Annotated in this window: 20 protein-coding genes; all 20 read right to left on the reverse strand. The window is 37.9% G+C overall.

Features of this window, described 5'->3' with window-relative positions:
• Nucleotides 1–162: 162 nt before the first annotated feature.
• Nucleotides 163–555 carry a 30S ribosomal protein S9 gene (rpsI, locus tag CC92_RS0109975; RefSeq protein ID WP_029503030.1) on the reverse strand — a complete coding sequence of 131 codons (393 nt, stop codon included), beginning with the start codon at nucleotides 553–555 and terminating at the stop codon, nucleotides 163–165.
• Nucleotides 556–580: 25 nt separating this feature from the next.
• Nucleotides 581–1015 (reverse strand): 50S ribosomal protein L13, encoded by a 435-nt coding sequence (rplM, locus tag CC92_RS0109980; protein ID WP_029503029.1) that lies wholly within the window; start codon nucleotides 1013–1015, stop codon nucleotides 581–583.
• Nucleotides 1016–1567: 552 nt separating this feature from the next.
• Complete coding sequence (gene truA, locus CC92_RS0109985) at nucleotides 1568–2305, reverse strand: tRNA pseudouridine(38-40) synthase TruA (RefSeq protein ID WP_029503028.1); 738 nt, start codon at nucleotides 2303–2305, stop codon at nucleotides 1568–1570.
• Between the two features lie 149 nt (nucleotides 2306–2454).
• A complete protein-coding gene (locus CC92_RS0109990) occupies nucleotides 2455–3267 on the reverse strand; it encodes an energy-coupling factor transporter transmembrane component T family protein (protein WP_029503027.1) in 813 nt (270 codons plus the stop codon).
• A complete protein-coding gene (locus tag CC92_RS0109995; protein ID WP_031420335.1) occupies nucleotides 3264–4133 on the reverse strand; it encodes an energy-coupling factor transporter ATPase in 870 nt (289 codons plus the stop codon). Before CC92_RS0109995 ends, CC92_RS0109990 begins: the two co-directional genes overlap by 4 nt.
• Nucleotides 4114–4983: an energy-coupling factor transporter ATPase gene (locus CC92_RS0110000; RefSeq protein WP_029503025.1), complete on the reverse strand. Its 870-nt coding sequence runs from the start codon at nucleotides 4981–4983 to the stop codon at nucleotides 4114–4116. Before CC92_RS0110000 ends, CC92_RS0109995 begins: the two co-directional genes overlap by 20 nt.
• Before the next feature lie 448 nt (nucleotides 4984–5431).
• Nucleotides 5432–5968 carry a bL17 family ribosomal protein gene (locus CC92_RS0110005; RefSeq protein WP_012201633.1) on the reverse strand — a complete coding sequence of 179 codons (537 nt, stop codon included), beginning with the start codon at nucleotides 5966–5968 and terminating at the stop codon, nucleotides 5432–5434.
• 23 nt (nucleotides 5969–5991) lie between these two features.
• Nucleotides 5992–6951, reverse strand: coding sequence for a DNA-directed RNA polymerase subunit alpha (locus CC92_RS0110010; RefSeq protein WP_029503024.1), 960 nt, complete (start codon nucleotides 6949–6951; stop codon nucleotides 5992–5994).
• 72 nt (nucleotides 6952–7023) lie between these two features.
• Nucleotides 7024–7620: a 30S ribosomal protein S4 gene (gene rpsD / locus CC92_RS0110015; protein WP_029503023.1), complete on the reverse strand. Its 597-nt coding sequence runs from the start codon at nucleotides 7618–7620 to the stop codon at nucleotides 7024–7026.
• A 16-nt stretch (nucleotides 7621–7636) separates the two neighbouring features.
• Nucleotides 7637–8035 (reverse strand): 30S ribosomal protein S11, encoded by a 399-nt coding sequence (gene rpsK, locus CC92_RS0110020; RefSeq protein ID WP_029503022.1) that lies wholly within the window; start codon nucleotides 8033–8035, stop codon nucleotides 7637–7639.
• Nucleotides 8036–8098: 63 nt separating this feature from the next.
• Nucleotides 8099–8467, reverse strand: coding sequence for a 30S ribosomal protein S13 (gene rpsM / locus CC92_RS0110025; RefSeq protein WP_029503021.1), 369 nt, complete (start codon nucleotides 8465–8467; stop codon nucleotides 8099–8101).
• A gap of 583 nt (nucleotides 8468–9050) precedes the next feature.
• The gene (gene rpmJ, locus CC92_RS22165) at nucleotides 9051–9164 is read right to left on the reverse strand and encodes a 50S ribosomal protein L36 (RefSeq protein ID WP_012201638.1); all 114 of its coding nucleotides are present in this window, start codon (nucleotides 9162–9164) and stop codon (nucleotides 9051–9053) included.
• A gap of 190 nt (nucleotides 9165–9354) precedes the next feature.
• Nucleotides 9355–9573 carry a translation initiation factor IF-1 gene (gene infA, locus CC92_RS0110030; protein WP_012201639.1) on the reverse strand — a complete coding sequence of 73 codons (219 nt, stop codon included), beginning with the start codon at nucleotides 9571–9573 and terminating at the stop codon, nucleotides 9355–9357.
• A 1-nt stretch (nucleotide 9574) separates the two neighbouring features.
• A complete protein-coding gene (gene map / locus CC92_RS0110035) occupies nucleotides 9575–10333 on the reverse strand; it encodes a type I methionyl aminopeptidase (RefSeq protein WP_029503020.1) in 759 nt (252 codons plus the stop codon).
• Nucleotides 10334–10434: 101 nt separating this feature from the next.
• The gene (locus CC92_RS0110040; protein WP_029503019.1) at nucleotides 10435–11088 is read right to left on the reverse strand and encodes an adenylate kinase; all 654 of its coding nucleotides are present in this window, start codon (nucleotides 11086–11088) and stop codon (nucleotides 10435–10437) included.
• 173 nt (nucleotides 11089–11261) lie between these two features.
• Nucleotides 11262–12590, reverse strand: coding sequence for a preprotein translocase subunit SecY (secY, locus tag CC92_RS0110045; protein ID WP_029503018.1), 1329 nt, complete (start codon nucleotides 12588–12590; stop codon nucleotides 11262–11264).
• 1 nt (nucleotide 12591) lies between these two features.
• The gene (gene rplO / locus CC92_RS0110050; protein WP_029503017.1) at nucleotides 12592–13032 is read right to left on the reverse strand and encodes a 50S ribosomal protein L15; all 441 of its coding nucleotides are present in this window, start codon (nucleotides 13030–13032) and stop codon (nucleotides 12592–12594) included.
• Nucleotides 13033–13057: 25 nt separating this feature from the next.
• The gene (gene rpmD, locus CC92_RS0110055) at nucleotides 13058–13240 is read right to left on the reverse strand and encodes a 50S ribosomal protein L30 (protein ID WP_029503016.1); all 183 of its coding nucleotides are present in this window, start codon (nucleotides 13238–13240) and stop codon (nucleotides 13058–13060) included.
• A gap of 19 nt (nucleotides 13241–13259) precedes the next feature.
• Entirely contained in the window at nucleotides 13260–13766 is a 507-nt protein-coding gene (rpsE, locus tag CC92_RS0110060; protein ID WP_029503015.1) for a 30S ribosomal protein S5, read from the reverse strand.
• Nucleotides 13767–13782: 16 nt separating this feature from the next.
• Nucleotides 13783–14151 carry a 50S ribosomal protein L18 gene (rplR, locus tag CC92_RS0110065; RefSeq protein ID WP_029503014.1) on the reverse strand — a complete coding sequence of 123 codons (369 nt, stop codon included), beginning with the start codon at nucleotides 14149–14151 and terminating at the stop codon, nucleotides 13783–13785.
• Nucleotides 14152–14153 lie beyond the last annotated feature (2 nt).

A 14153-nucleotide genomic window follows, 5' to 3' on the forward strand; every position in this document is an offset into this window, starting at 1 on the left:
TGTTCTAAGCACTGATTAGCACTTAAAACATCCTATATTTTTGTTAGTTACTTGTTAGTTGTGTGTTAGTTATCGTACTAAATCCAGACCATTTCACGACATTCCAAAACTTCAAGAAGCCAGTAAATATGCGGTTTTGCACAATTCCAAATACAGCACAGACTATCTCTTTGAGAACTGTGGAGCACGACGAGCTGCTTTTAAGCCGTACTTCTTTCTTTCCTTCATTCTTGGATCTCTTGTTAAGAAACCTGCCTTCTTTAATGCTGGACGGTAATCAGCGTCTGCCTGTAAAAGGGCTCTGGAGATACCATGTCTGATAGCACCTGCCTGACCTGTGAAACCACCACCATGTACGTTAACAAGAACATCGAACTTATCTGCTGTCTCTGTTAATACAAGAGGCTGACGAACGATAAGCTTTAATGTCTCAAGTCCGAAATATGCATCCATATCTCTTTTATTTATTGTTACTTTACCTGTACCAGGTACAAGGTAAACTCTAGCGATACTACTTTTTCTTCTACCAGTTCCGTAATATTTTGCTTTAGCCAATGTTATTTCCTCCTTTCAGTCCGAATTAGTATTTGATTTCAAGTACTTCTGGTTTCTGAGCTGCGTTGTTGTGCTCTGGACCAGCATATACGTGTAATTTGTTTAACATGGATCTTCCTAAAGGTCCCTTTGGAAGCATGCCTTTAACTGCAAGAGTGATAACATCTTCAGGCTTCTTAGCCATCATTTCTTTCAGTGTTGTCTCTCTCATTCCACCTGGATAATCAGAGTGATTGTAGTAAATCTTCTGATCCATCTTCTTACCTGTTACCTTAATCTTGTCAGCATTGACAACGATTACGTAATCACCTGTATCGATGTGTGGTGTATAGATTGCCTTGTTCTTACCTCTTAAAACTTTTGCGATCTCAGAAGAGAGACGTCCTAATGTATGTCCTGTAGCGTCAACTACATACCATTTTCTTTCAATAGTTGCTGGACTTGCCATAAAGCTTTTCATTGGTTTACCTCCTTAATATAATTTCGTATTTAGTCAAGCGGACCTTAATAATCCGCTCTGATGTTTCGCTAAGCTAAACGCCACTGTTTCATGGCTTTCAGACCATTTGCGGTTAATTTCAGTCACTTCGTGTATTATATAGTACAAATAAGTTAGTGTCAAGCAGGATTCCATTGTTTTTCTACTAATTTTTAAAATTTTCTGATTTGATGTGCTTAATTATCATTTTCAAAGTGACTTTTAGTGATACACTAAATTTTTTCTATTTTTCAATCTATTTCTACTTTAAACGAAACCACGAATTGCTGCTTTTTTGCTAGTCGGTTATAACAAGAAGCGGAATGTTCTTCCTACGAATAGAAAGAATCATTAAGCAGTTGCTTGTTATAAACCGTTCTTACTAAGCACAAACATAGAAAAAGAGTTATCAAGTGATGTTCCTTCCTTGATTATTATGCCATACCCTTATTGACTTTATTTAAAATAGAGGAATTCCAAAAGTATCTAATGGAAGATACTCGAAAAGGATTGGGTTTTCTCCAATCCTTTTTCTTATAAATATTCTATTTCCACTAGTGTTAACCCTTTTGCTGGTGCAGTAGGTCCAGCTGCCTGCCTGTCTTTCTTCATTAACGCATCTAACACTCGTTCTGGCTCCCATTGATGAGTACCTACCTGAATTAACGTACCTGCTATAATTCGTACCATATTATAAAGAAATCCATTTCCTTTGATACGAATTACAATGAGCTCTTGCTCCTTTTCTATTTGAATATCATAGATCGTCCTTGTCGTATCCTTAACCTGTGTATTTGCAGAACAAAAACTGACAAAATCATGCTCTCCTACTAGAAAAGATGCTGCCTTTCTCATGGCTTCTAAATCCAAATCATAATATACAAAATGGGCGTATCTTCGATTCGTCGGCAGTGGGAATGCCTCGTTATAAATCCGATATTCATACGTTTTTCTTGTATCACAATACCTTGGATGAAAATCAGAAGCAACTTCCATAGAAGCTTGAATTACAATATCATCTGGTAAATGTGCGTTTAGTGCATAAGATATTTTTTCAGCTGGAATTCTCGAATTGGTATCAAACACAGCGACATTGCCATAAGCATGAACCCCTGCATCTGTCCTGCTTGCACCTATCACCACTATCTCTTCGTTTAATAGCTTACTTAAACTTTTATTTAGAACGCCTTCAATGGTCTCCTCGTTTGGCTGTATCTGCCATCCACAATAGTTTGTTCCATCATATGCTACCTTTAACATTACTCGTTTCACAAAAGACTCCATTCCTACGCACACCTTCTGTGCATCCGAAGTTTGCACTTAAGATAATCTCAGTTACAATTCTTCTTGACTTAGAAATTTAATTTACAATCGAATACCAATGAATGGCATAAATATTCTATGATAACTTTAACCTTCCCCTAAATCATAGGGAAATATCGGTCTACGCCTAAAATTGCGAGGATATATACTGCCAACACACAAAATGCCATCATATCCTTTCCCTTGTACTTTAAAGGCTTCATCTTCGTTCTTCCCTTACCCCCACGGTAACAACGCGCTTCCATCGCCATCGCTAGATCGCCTGCTCTACGAAATGCTGAGATAAACAAAGGAACTAAAATTGGTACCATCGCCTTTGCTCTTCTTATTAAGTTTCCAGTCTCAAAATCAGCACCACGGGCTTGTTGCGCTTTCATAATCTTATCGGTTTCCTCTAATAAGATTGGAATAAAACGAAGTGCGATAGACATCATCATAGCCACTTCGTGCACGGGTACATGTATTACTTTTAAGAATCCCAATAAACGTTCAATTCCATCCGTCAACTCATTCGGTGTCGTAGTAAATGTCATAAGCGACGAGCCTAAGATTAATAAAACCAAACGTAACCCCATATAGACTGCAAACCTAAGACCTTCCGCCGTAATCTTGATAAATCCAATCCGTACTAATTCATGTTCACCAGGAGTTAAAAACAGATTAAAACTTACCGTAAAAAGCAACAGTATGATTACGGATTTCAGTCCTTTTACAATGTATTTTAAAGGCACTTTGGATGCTTTAATTATACCAAACAAAAATAATCCCGTTACTAAATAGCCCCAAAATGTATCGAATAGAAACATGGATACAATATATACAATCGTTCCAATGAGCTTTATTCTTGGATCTAAACGATGTATGATGGAGCCAGAGGGGTAATATTGTCCTATCGTGATATCTCTAATCATCGAATTATCCTTTCTCTCACATTTCTCCACCAATCTAGAATCTCTTGCTTTGCTTCCTCCACGGTTGTAGCGTCTGTTGCTACTGGAATACGCATCTGATTTAAATCATGCATGACATAGGTAACAGAAGGCGCTGCTAGTCCAATCTGTTCCAGTTCTTTGTAGTGTGTAAATACCTTTTTAGGAGCACCATCAAAGGCAATCCCTCCCTTATTCATGACAATGATTCTATCAACGTATTTCGCCACATCTTCCATACTGTGAGAAACTAAAATAACAGTAATTTTTCTCTCTTTATGAATTTTCTCAATTTGGTCTAAAATCTCATCTCTACCCATAGGATCAAGACCTGCTGTCGGCTCATCCAAAATCAGTACATCAGGTTTCATCGCTAGTACTCCTGCGATTGCTACTCTTCTTTTTTGCCCTCCCGATAATTCAAATGGTGATGCGTCGTATAAATCTTCTGATATCCCCACCATCTTAAGAGCATCATATGCTCTTAATTCAACCTCAAGCTGAGGAAGATTAAGATTTTTAGGTCCAAACTGAACATCCTTTAATACTGTTGTTTCAAATAACTGATGTTCTGGATACTGAAATACCAAACCAACCTTACTGCGAAGTTCTTTTTTCTGAAAACCTTCTGCATTCATATCAGCACCATTAAAATAGACAGTTCCACTTGTAGGCTTCATTAAACCATTGAGATGCTGAATTAGGGTTGACTTTCCAGAACCAGTATGTCCAATTAAACCTATAAATTGACCATCTGGGATGTCAAGAGTAATGTTTTTTAATGCTTGTTTTTCATAAGCAGTTCCGCCACCATAAATATAGCTAACTTTATCTAGTAAAAGCGCCATTGCGTACCTCCATCATTGCTTCTACGAACTCATCCCTTGTTAGAATTCCATCTGGAAGTGGCATTCCCTGTTTCTTTAGTTCGTAAGCAAGTTCAGTCACCTGCGGTACATCCAATCGATACTTCTTTAATTTATCAACCTGACTAAAGATTTCTCGTGGAGTCCCCTGCATTACGACTTTACCGGAATCCATAACAAGAACTTTATCCGCATGAATCACTTCATCCATATAGTGCGTAATCAATAGTACTGTCACTTTTTCCTTTTTATTTAATTCTCTAATTGTTCGAATCACTTCTTTTCTACCATTCGGATCAAGCATTGCTGTTGGTTCATCTAGGATAATACACTTAGGACGCATCGCCATTATCCCTGCAATTGCAACACGCTGTTTTTGTCCACCGGATAGTTTATTGGGTGAATGACTTCGGTATTCGTACATTCCGACAGCCTTTAAGCTCTCCTCCACCCTTTTCCATATCTCTTCTGTAGGTACACCTAGATTCTCTGGTCCAAATCCTACGTCTTCTTCAACAACTGTTGCAATAATCTGATTATCTGGATTTTGAAACACCATACCTGCTGACTGCCTAATATCCCAGATTTTTTCCTCATCCTTCGTATCATAGCCATTGACATATAGTGTACCTTCACTTGGCATCAAGATTGCGTTGATGTGTTTTGCCATCGTGGATTTACCCGAACCATTATGTCCTAGAATAGCAACAAAGTCACCTTCCATAACATCTAAGGTAACTTCATCAAGCGCTCGATTAATCGCTTCAACATTTCCTTCTTCGTCACGACGGATATATTCAAAGACTAATTTTTTAGCATCTATCATTCTCATATAGCATATCTCATTTCTTATTGGATTTCTTATTGTCGAATGTCATTTACCATTGTATTGTATTCTAGATAACTTTGCAATGAATTTTTCATGCAAGTAGCAGAATTAAAGCTCTTATCAAATATATTTTACTACAAAATTTAAAGTTACAGTCATTAACGAACAAAAAATTCTTAGAAATACGTCATCTCGTTAGTTACTAAACTTTAACGAGATAAAAGTCATTTTATTAAGATTGGGGAATTTGAATCAATCGCAGCCCAACACTTGACTATATCAAAAGGAAGCAACTTTCACCATGGAGCCACTATACAATAGAACATTATTTCCTGCTACGAAAAAAACTGCCCCGAAATGGTTCGGGGCAGTTCAACTTTTCCTATGCTGTCACACATTAAGTTTACCAAAAGTAATACTCATTGTGACAAAGGTACTGCTTTATTAGAAATTAAACAAGCTCAATTAAAACTTCCATAGCAGCATCGCCCTTACGCTGACCGATCTTGATGATTCTTGTGTAACCACCATTACGGCTAACATACTTAGGAGCGATTTCGTTGAATAACTTCTCAGTTAAATCAACTTCCTTTGTGTTTTTCTTCTTTCCAGCAGCTTCTGCTGGAACTTCTGTTACAGGGTAAAGGTATGCTAACATCTTTCTTCTAGCATGAAGTCTGGATGCTTTATCCTTCTGAATAGTCTTTTCAACGCTATCATAAACGTCTACTTTCTTACCATTCACAACTTCCTTTACTCTCTTACCATCTTTATCTTTACGAGCAACCTTAGCAGTTACTGTAACTGTTTCAAAGTTATCTTTCTCTTTTACGGCTAAAGCAATCATACCTTCAGCAATTCTACGAATTTCTTTCGCTTTTGCTTCGGTAGTTACAATTTTGCCATTGTATAAGAGATTAGTCACTTGATTTCTTAACAATGCTTTTCTCTGACTTGAAGTTCTTCCAAGTTTTCTGTAGCCTGCCATTTTTAACCTCCTTAGCTACGAACCTAATCGTCGCTCAAATTTAATGATAATCCAAGCTCTTTGAGCTTAGCTAATACTTCTTCTAATGACTTACGTCCAAGGTTTCTTACCTTCATCATATCTTCAGAAGTTCTGTTACATAATTCTTCGACAGTATTAATTCCTGCTCTCTTCAAACAGTTGTAAGAACGAACAGATAATTCTAACTCGTCAATATTCATCTCTAACACTTTTTCTTTCTCATTATCTTCTTTCTCTACCATAACTTCTGCAGTTTTAGCATTCTCGGAAAGATCAATGAAAGAGTTTAAGTGCTCGCTTAATACCTTTGCAGCTAAGCTAACAGCTTCATCTGGACCTAATGTTCCGTTTGTAAATACATCAAGTGTCAGTTTATCAAAATCAGTAATTTGACCAACACGAGTATTTTCCACTGTCAAATTAACACGCTCAACAGGAGTGTAGATAGAATCCACTGCGATTACACCGATTGGTAAATCATCGTTTTTATTCTTATCTGCACTGATATAACCTCTGCCTTTTGTAATTGTTAACTCAATATACAGCTTGCTATCAGAGCCGCCGTTTAGGGTTGCAATTACTAATTCTGGATTTAATATCTCAATATCAGGATCTGCTTGGATATCGCCTGCTCTAACCACGCCTTCGCCTTCAAACTCAATATACGCAGTCTTTGGCTCATTCGTCTCGCTTGTGTTCTTAATTGCCAGGTTCTTGATGTTCATGATAATCTCAGTCACATCTTCCTTAACACCAGGAATTGGTGAGAATTCATGAACAACGCCGTCAATTTTAACTTGACTGACAGCAGCACCAGGTAAAGATGAAAGCATAATTCTTCTCAAAGAATTGCCAAGTGTTGTGCCGTATCCTCGCTCAAGAGGCTCGACAACAAATCGGCCATATTTCTTATCTTCTGAAATGTCAGCTATCTCAATTTTTGGTTTTTCAAAATCAAACACAGTAGACCCTCCTTTTGGGTTTTTTTGAGGGTATTCCAAACATAAGAAAAATAATAGGTTATTTGCTTCTTATTATTTAGAGTACAACTCGACGATAAGCACTTCGTTTACAGGAACATCAATTTGATCTCTTGTAGGGATTTCCTTTACAGTACCTGTTAAATTCTCATGATCAGCTTCTAACCACGCTGGTACAGTTCTTCCATCGGTCACTTCTAAAATATCTTTGTATCTCTGAGCAGACTTACATTTTTCTTTAATAGAAATAACGTCGCCAACTTTTACCTGGTAAGAAGGAATATTTACGCACTTGCCGTTAACTAAAACGTGCTTGTGGTCAACAATCTGTCTTGCCTCTGTTCTAGTTCTACCATATCCCATACGGAACATAACATTATCAAGTCTTAGCTCAAGGAGAATCATTAAATTCTCACCAGCTGTACCATATTTTAACTTCTTAGCTTTCTCGAAGTTGTTTCTGAAAGGCTTTTCTAATACACCATAGATGAATTTTGCCTTTTGTTTTTCTCTTAGCTGAGTACCGTACTCACTAACTTTTTTACCCGCTCTCGCGAAGTTTCTATTAGATTTCTTGTCAATTCCCAAAAATGTTGGTTCAAGACCAAGAGCTCTACATCTCTTTAAAACAGGACTCATATCTCTTGCCATCTTAATTTACCTCCTATTAGACTCTTCTGCGTTTTGGTGGTCTACAGCCGTTATGAGGAACTGGAGTAACGTCCTTGATGCTTGTAACTTCGATACCACAAGCCTGAAGCGCACGAATTGCTGCTTCTCTACCTGAACCAGGACCCTTAACCATAACTTCTACGGATCTTAAACCATGAACTAAAGCTGCTTTAGCTGCAGTTTCAGCTGCCATCTGTGCTGCATATGGAGTTGATTTTCTAGAACCTCTGAATCCTAATCCACCTGCACTTGCCCATGAAAGAGCGTTACCTTCAGCGTCTGTTAAGGTAACAATTGTATTATTAAAAGATGACTGAATGTGTGCCTGTCCACGATCGACGTTCTTTTTAACACGCTTCTTTGTCACTTTTTTAGCTGCTATCTTCTTAGCCATTTCAAACCCTCCTATTGGATTTTTTTACTTCGTAATCAATGGCTCATGTTATACTACATGAGACTATTTCTTCTTATTAGCAACAGTACGCTTAGGACCTTTTCTAGTTCTAGCGTTAGTCTTAGTCTTCTGTCCACGAACTGGAAGACCTTTTCTGTGACGGATTCCTCTATAGCATCCGATTTCCTGTAATCTCTTGATGTTAAGAGCGATTTCTCTTCTTAAGTCACCTTCTACTAACATTGTCTCATCGATGACATCACGAATCTTTGCCACTTCTTCGTCAGTTAAATCTCTAACACGAGTGTCTGGGTTAACACCAGCTTTAGCAAGGATACGGTTGGAGCTTACTCTACCGATACCATAAACATAAGTAAGTCCGATTTCTACACGTTTCTCTCTTGGTAAGTCTACACCACTAATACGAGCCATGTGACTATTGCACCTCCGTTAATTGTATTGAGCAAGACATCTTAGTATCATGTCCCTAAGGACAAGTGAAATGTATACCTTATGTTCCAGCCCTTATCATATAAGTTTCCTTTAACAACCAAAATTCTATATAGACCTGGTTGTCGGTAAAAGTTTAGATGAAACTCCTACCTAGGATAAGACTACGTCCTACCCCTCATAAATAACCGTAATGAACAACACACCCTGGTGTGTCAACGTGAGAATGTTTTTTCAATAGTTATTCCCATAAAAAAAGACACCTCTAGCGGATGTCATTACGTCAGCCGCTTTAAATTGTGACAATACATTGCGAATGTATTGAAAGAGAAGATGATAATGACACCTTACTCTAAAATCAAAGACATTTACTTTGACCCACAATATCACAATAATACCTGTCAGTTCACACTCTTTAAAAGAGAAGTGCTGCAATATTTGACTTAGGATCTAAATTTTATTCAGACTCCTAGTACAGGTGATTGTAACACAGAAAGCAAGAACTATTTCTATATAAGTACAAAATGCACTCTATGGAAACAATTAACCTCACAGATTAATTGAATTAGCCTTGTCTTTGTTTGTGTTTTGGGTTCTCACAGATAACTCTGATTGCGCCCTTTCTTTTAATGATTTTACATTTCTCGCAAATTGGTTTAACTGAAGATCTAACCTTCATTGTCAATTCACTCCTTTCAAAAAAGTCCGTCTTATATTATATCATGTGTATATTATAATAGCAAGAACTATTTTTTCTTAATATTCCGAGAAAATTTTTCTATATTTCTTGCTGTTATTGCTGTAGGCTTGCCCACAAAATTGACAGATACTTAGGCCAAATTGTAGTAACTTCGACCTTCTTTCGCTACTTATTTATCTCTCCAGATAATTCTACCCTTCGTCAAATCGTATGGGGATAATTCTAAGGTTACTTTATCACCAGGCACAATTTTAATGAAGTTCATTCTTAGCTTTCCACTGATATGCGCAAGCACTCTGTGTCCGTTCTCAAGTTCTACTGAAAACATTGCATTTGGCAGTTTCTCAATTACGGTTCCTTCAATTTCTACAACATCGGTCTTTGACATCCTAACACCTCCTCAGGGACAATATTTCCGGTTCTCCGGTTGTAATTACGATTGTATTTTCATAGTGCGCGGACAGGCTACCGTCCTGTGTCGCTATCGTCCAATCATCTTCTAAGCACCACACTTCATGGCTCCCTGCATTCACCATTGGCTCAATAGCAAGAGTCATTCCAGGCTCCAACCGAATACCCCTTCTTTTTTGTCTGAAGTTTGGTATCTGTGGATCCTCATGCATCTGTGTTCCTATTCCATGACCCACAAGGTCCCTAACACAGGTAAATCCATGAGCGATTACATAGTCTTCAATAGCAGCAGAGATATCATGTAGATGATTGCCTGCTTTTGCATATTTCATACCTTCAAAAAAGCTTTGTTTTGTAACATTAATCAGCTGTTCGGCCTCTTTCGACACATTTCCAACCGCTATGGTTCTTGCTGCATCGGAATGATACCCCTGATAAATAACTCCAGCGTCAAGACTTACAATATCGCCTTCCTTTATCATACGATTTTTCTTTGGAATTCCATGAACCACTTCATCATTAAGCGATACACAAACCGAAGCTGGGTATCCATTATAATTTAAAAAGGATGGAATACATCCAAAGGAACGTATTTTTTCTGTTGCTACTTTATCAATTTCAAGAGTGGAGATACCGGGCTTTATCATTTGTTCCAGTGCGTCATGCACTTCCGCCAATATTTTCCCAGCTTCTCTCATTAACTCTATTTCTTTTGCAGATTTAATTGTTACTGACATCGTAATCTCCATTCTGTCACAATACTGCGAATTTGTGCGACAGCACAAATTCGTGTGTGAAAAATCTTGATTTTTCACTGCCTCTTTTCGTAACTCGCCTCTTACTGTGCTACTTTCCCGAGAATGCCGATAATATCTTCGAATACTTCAGATGCGTCCTTCGTACCATCCACTTCCTCTAATAGCCCGAGTCCATGATAATAATTTATTAACGGTTGTGTCTGATTATGATATACATTAAGACGTTTTGCTACTGTTTCTGGCTTATCGTCATCACGTATAATCAATTCTCCTCCACAAGCATCACAGATGCCTTCCTTTTTGGTAGGAGTAAATACCACATGATAGGTTCCACCGCATGAGACACATGCTCGTCTTCCAGACATACGAGAAACAATTAATTCATCTGGAACTTCGATATTAATAGCATTATCAATCTGTTCTCCTACCTCTACTAAAGCTTTATTTAAAGCTTCTGCTTGAGGAATAGTTCTTGGAAAACCATCCAATACATACCCATTCTTACAGTCATCCTGTGCAAAACGATCCATAACCATATCTAACGTTATTTCGTCTGGCACTAGTAACCCCTGATCCATATATCCTTTGGCTTTCGCTCCGAGCTCCGTATTATTTTTAATATTTGCTCGAAAGATATCGCCAGTTGAAATATGTGGAATTTTGTACTTTTCTGCTATTTTTTTCGCTTGTGTTCCTTTTCCCGCTCCTGGAGCACCTAACATAATAATTTTCATGGTATTCATTATCCTCCTATTATTACACAAATAAAAGTACACTAGGTGAACTTTTATTTGTCATGAATAAACCAACGATAGGAGCTGAAGCAAAAGTGTCTTTTACTACAGCTCCTATGTTAGTAATACAATAGGTAATGATTTAATGTACATCCCTATTGTAATGCGTTACATTAGTCATTTAAGAAACCTTTATAATGACGAACGAGCATTTGTGATTCCACTTGCTTCATTGTCTCAAGTACTACACTGACTACGATGATTAAAGATGTACCACTAAAGGATACATTAGCATCAAACATACCAGAGAAGAAAATCGGGATAATTGCAACAATCATAAGACCAATTGCACCGATAAAGATGATGTAATTCAAAACCTTTGTTAAGTACTCAGTCGTTGGCTTGCCTGGACGAATACCAGGAATAAAGCCACCCTGTTTCTTCATGTTGTTTGCTACTTCCATTGGATTGAAAGTAATAGATGTATAAAAATAAGCAAAGAATACAATCAATGCCATATAAATAACTACACCAATAGTATATTTGAATGCACCGTTTTGAATGTCAAACCAGTTTTGAGAGTTCAGCATGTACAATACCTTAGGCCAGAAATATGCTCTGGCTGGCTGAACACCAAAGAATGAAGCAATGATAATAGGGAACTGCATGATGGATACCGCAAAGATTACTGGAATAACACCAGCAGTGTTAACCTTCAACGGAATATGGGAGGATTGACCACCCACCATTTTTCTACCTTGCACCTTCTTCGCATACTGTACAGCGATTTTTCTCTGTGCAGCATTAAGGAGGATAATTAATACAACAGATACTAGAATTACTGCTACAATGATGATTCCGGCAGTTACACCCTTAACAACACTTTCTCCAATGATAAACTTCTGGATTAATCCATAGATATCACTTGGCATATTAGCAACAATGTTAATTAACAGGATGACAGAGATACCATTACCTACACCCTTTTCAGTAATTCTTTCACCTAACCACATAAGAATTGCGGAACCAGCAGTGAAAGAAGCAGTAATGACAACTATGTTAGTGAAGGTTAAACCACCCTCTAATGCACCTGAACCACTAAAGCCTATAACCATAGCTACAGATTCAATAATAGCTAGTCCGATAGTAACATATCTTGAAATCTCAGCGATTTTCTTTCTTCCTGATTCTCCATCCTTTTGCATCTCTTCAAGCTTAGGAATTGCAATTGTTAATAACTGCATGATAATCGAGGAAGTAATGTATGGTCCAATACCAAGAGCAAATAAGGACATTCTAGTAAAGGAACCACCAGTAAAGGAATCTAAGAAACTAAGTCCACTACCGAAGTTATTCTGTAACCAATCGGCGATTACCGCCTGGTTCACTCCCGGAACCGGGAGCTGTGAACCAAGTCGTACGATAATCAAAACCATAAACGTAAATAAAAGCTTGTTTCTAATATCTTTAATCTTAAAGGCATTTCTGACCGTTTTAAGCATACTAGATCACCTCAGCATTTCCACCAAGAGCCTTAATCTTTTCGATCGCGCTTTCAGAGAAAGCTGAAACCTTAACATTAAGCTTCTTAGTTAATTCTCCGTTTCCAAGAATCTTTACTCCGTCTTTCGGATTGCTAATGATGCCAATTTCTCTAAGGCTTTCTACTGTTACGTCTGCACCATCTTCAAAACGATTTAACATGCTTACGTTAACTGAAATAATTTCTTTCGTATTTCTATTCTTAAAACCTCTCTTAGGAAGTCTACGGTATAAAGGCATCTGACCACCTTCGAAACCAACTCTAGGAGCTCCTGAACGAGCTTTTTGGCCTTTGTGACCCTTACCTGCAGTCTTACCATTTCCCGAACCGTGTCCACGTCCACGTCTGAAGTTTCCACTCTGTTTAGAACCGTCTGCTGGTCTTAAATCTGTTAAATTCATCGTGTGCACCTCCTTACTTATATTATTATATCTCTTCTACCTTTACTAAATGCTTAACCTGCGAAAGCATACCTCTGATAGCTGCATTGTCTGGAACTTCATTTGTACTATGAAGTTTTCCAAGACCAAGAGCGCTAACAGTTAACTTATGCTTTGGGATAGCACCAATAGTAGATTTTGTTAAAGTAATCTTTAATTTATTAGCCACTTTTAACACCTCCGCCTTTCTAACCCAACTGATCCACGGAAATACCGCGAAGTGCAGCTACTTCCTCAGGAGTCTTTAATTGGCGTAATCCTTCAATTGTTGCAAGAACTACGTTCTGCTTATTGTTGGAACCAAGTGATTTTGTACGAATATTCTTGAATCCTGCAAGCTCTAAAACGTTACGAGCAGGGCCTCCGGCGATAACACCAGTACCTGCTGGGCTACGCTTTAATAATACAGTAGCGCTTCCAAACTTACCGATGTAATCATGAGGTACACTACCATTCTCATCGATTGGTAATGAAATCATTTTCTTAATTGCATCTTCTTTTCCTTTACGGATAGCTTCAGGAATTTCAGCTGCCTTACCTAAGCCTGCACCGATATGACCGTTCTTGTCACCAACAACGACCAAGGCTGTAAAACGGAAGTTACGTCCACCTTTAACAACCTTTGTTACACGCTTAATGTTAACTACTTTATCTTCTAACTCTAACTGAGTAGCATCAACGATTGTGCGTTTCATGTGTTCTCCTCCTTACTTAGAAATTAAGACCAGCTTCTCTAGCTGCTTCTGCTAATGCCTGAATTTTACCCTGATATATGAATCCGCCTCTATCAAAAACAACAGATGTGATACCTTTTTCAAGAGCCTTCTTTGCAATTACAGTACCTAACTTTGCTGCAGCTGCAACATCGTTTGTCTTTTCAAGCTCTGCTTTCACATCTTTTTCAAGTGTGGAAGCTGCAACTAAGGTATTTCCTACTGTATCGTCAATGATCTGAGCGTACATATGGTTGTTACTTCTAAACACAGCTAAACGTGGTCTTGTAGGAGTACCGGAGAAACGATTACGCATTCTTTTGTGTTTTTTAATACGAACTTCTGATCTATTAATTTTGCTAACCATTA

This window comes from Lachnoclostridium phytofermentans, from assembly GCF_000733755.1.
Taxonomy (GTDB): domain Bacteria; phylum Bacillota; class Clostridia; order Lachnospirales; family Lachnospiraceae; genus Lachnoclostridium; species Lachnoclostridium phytofermentans_A.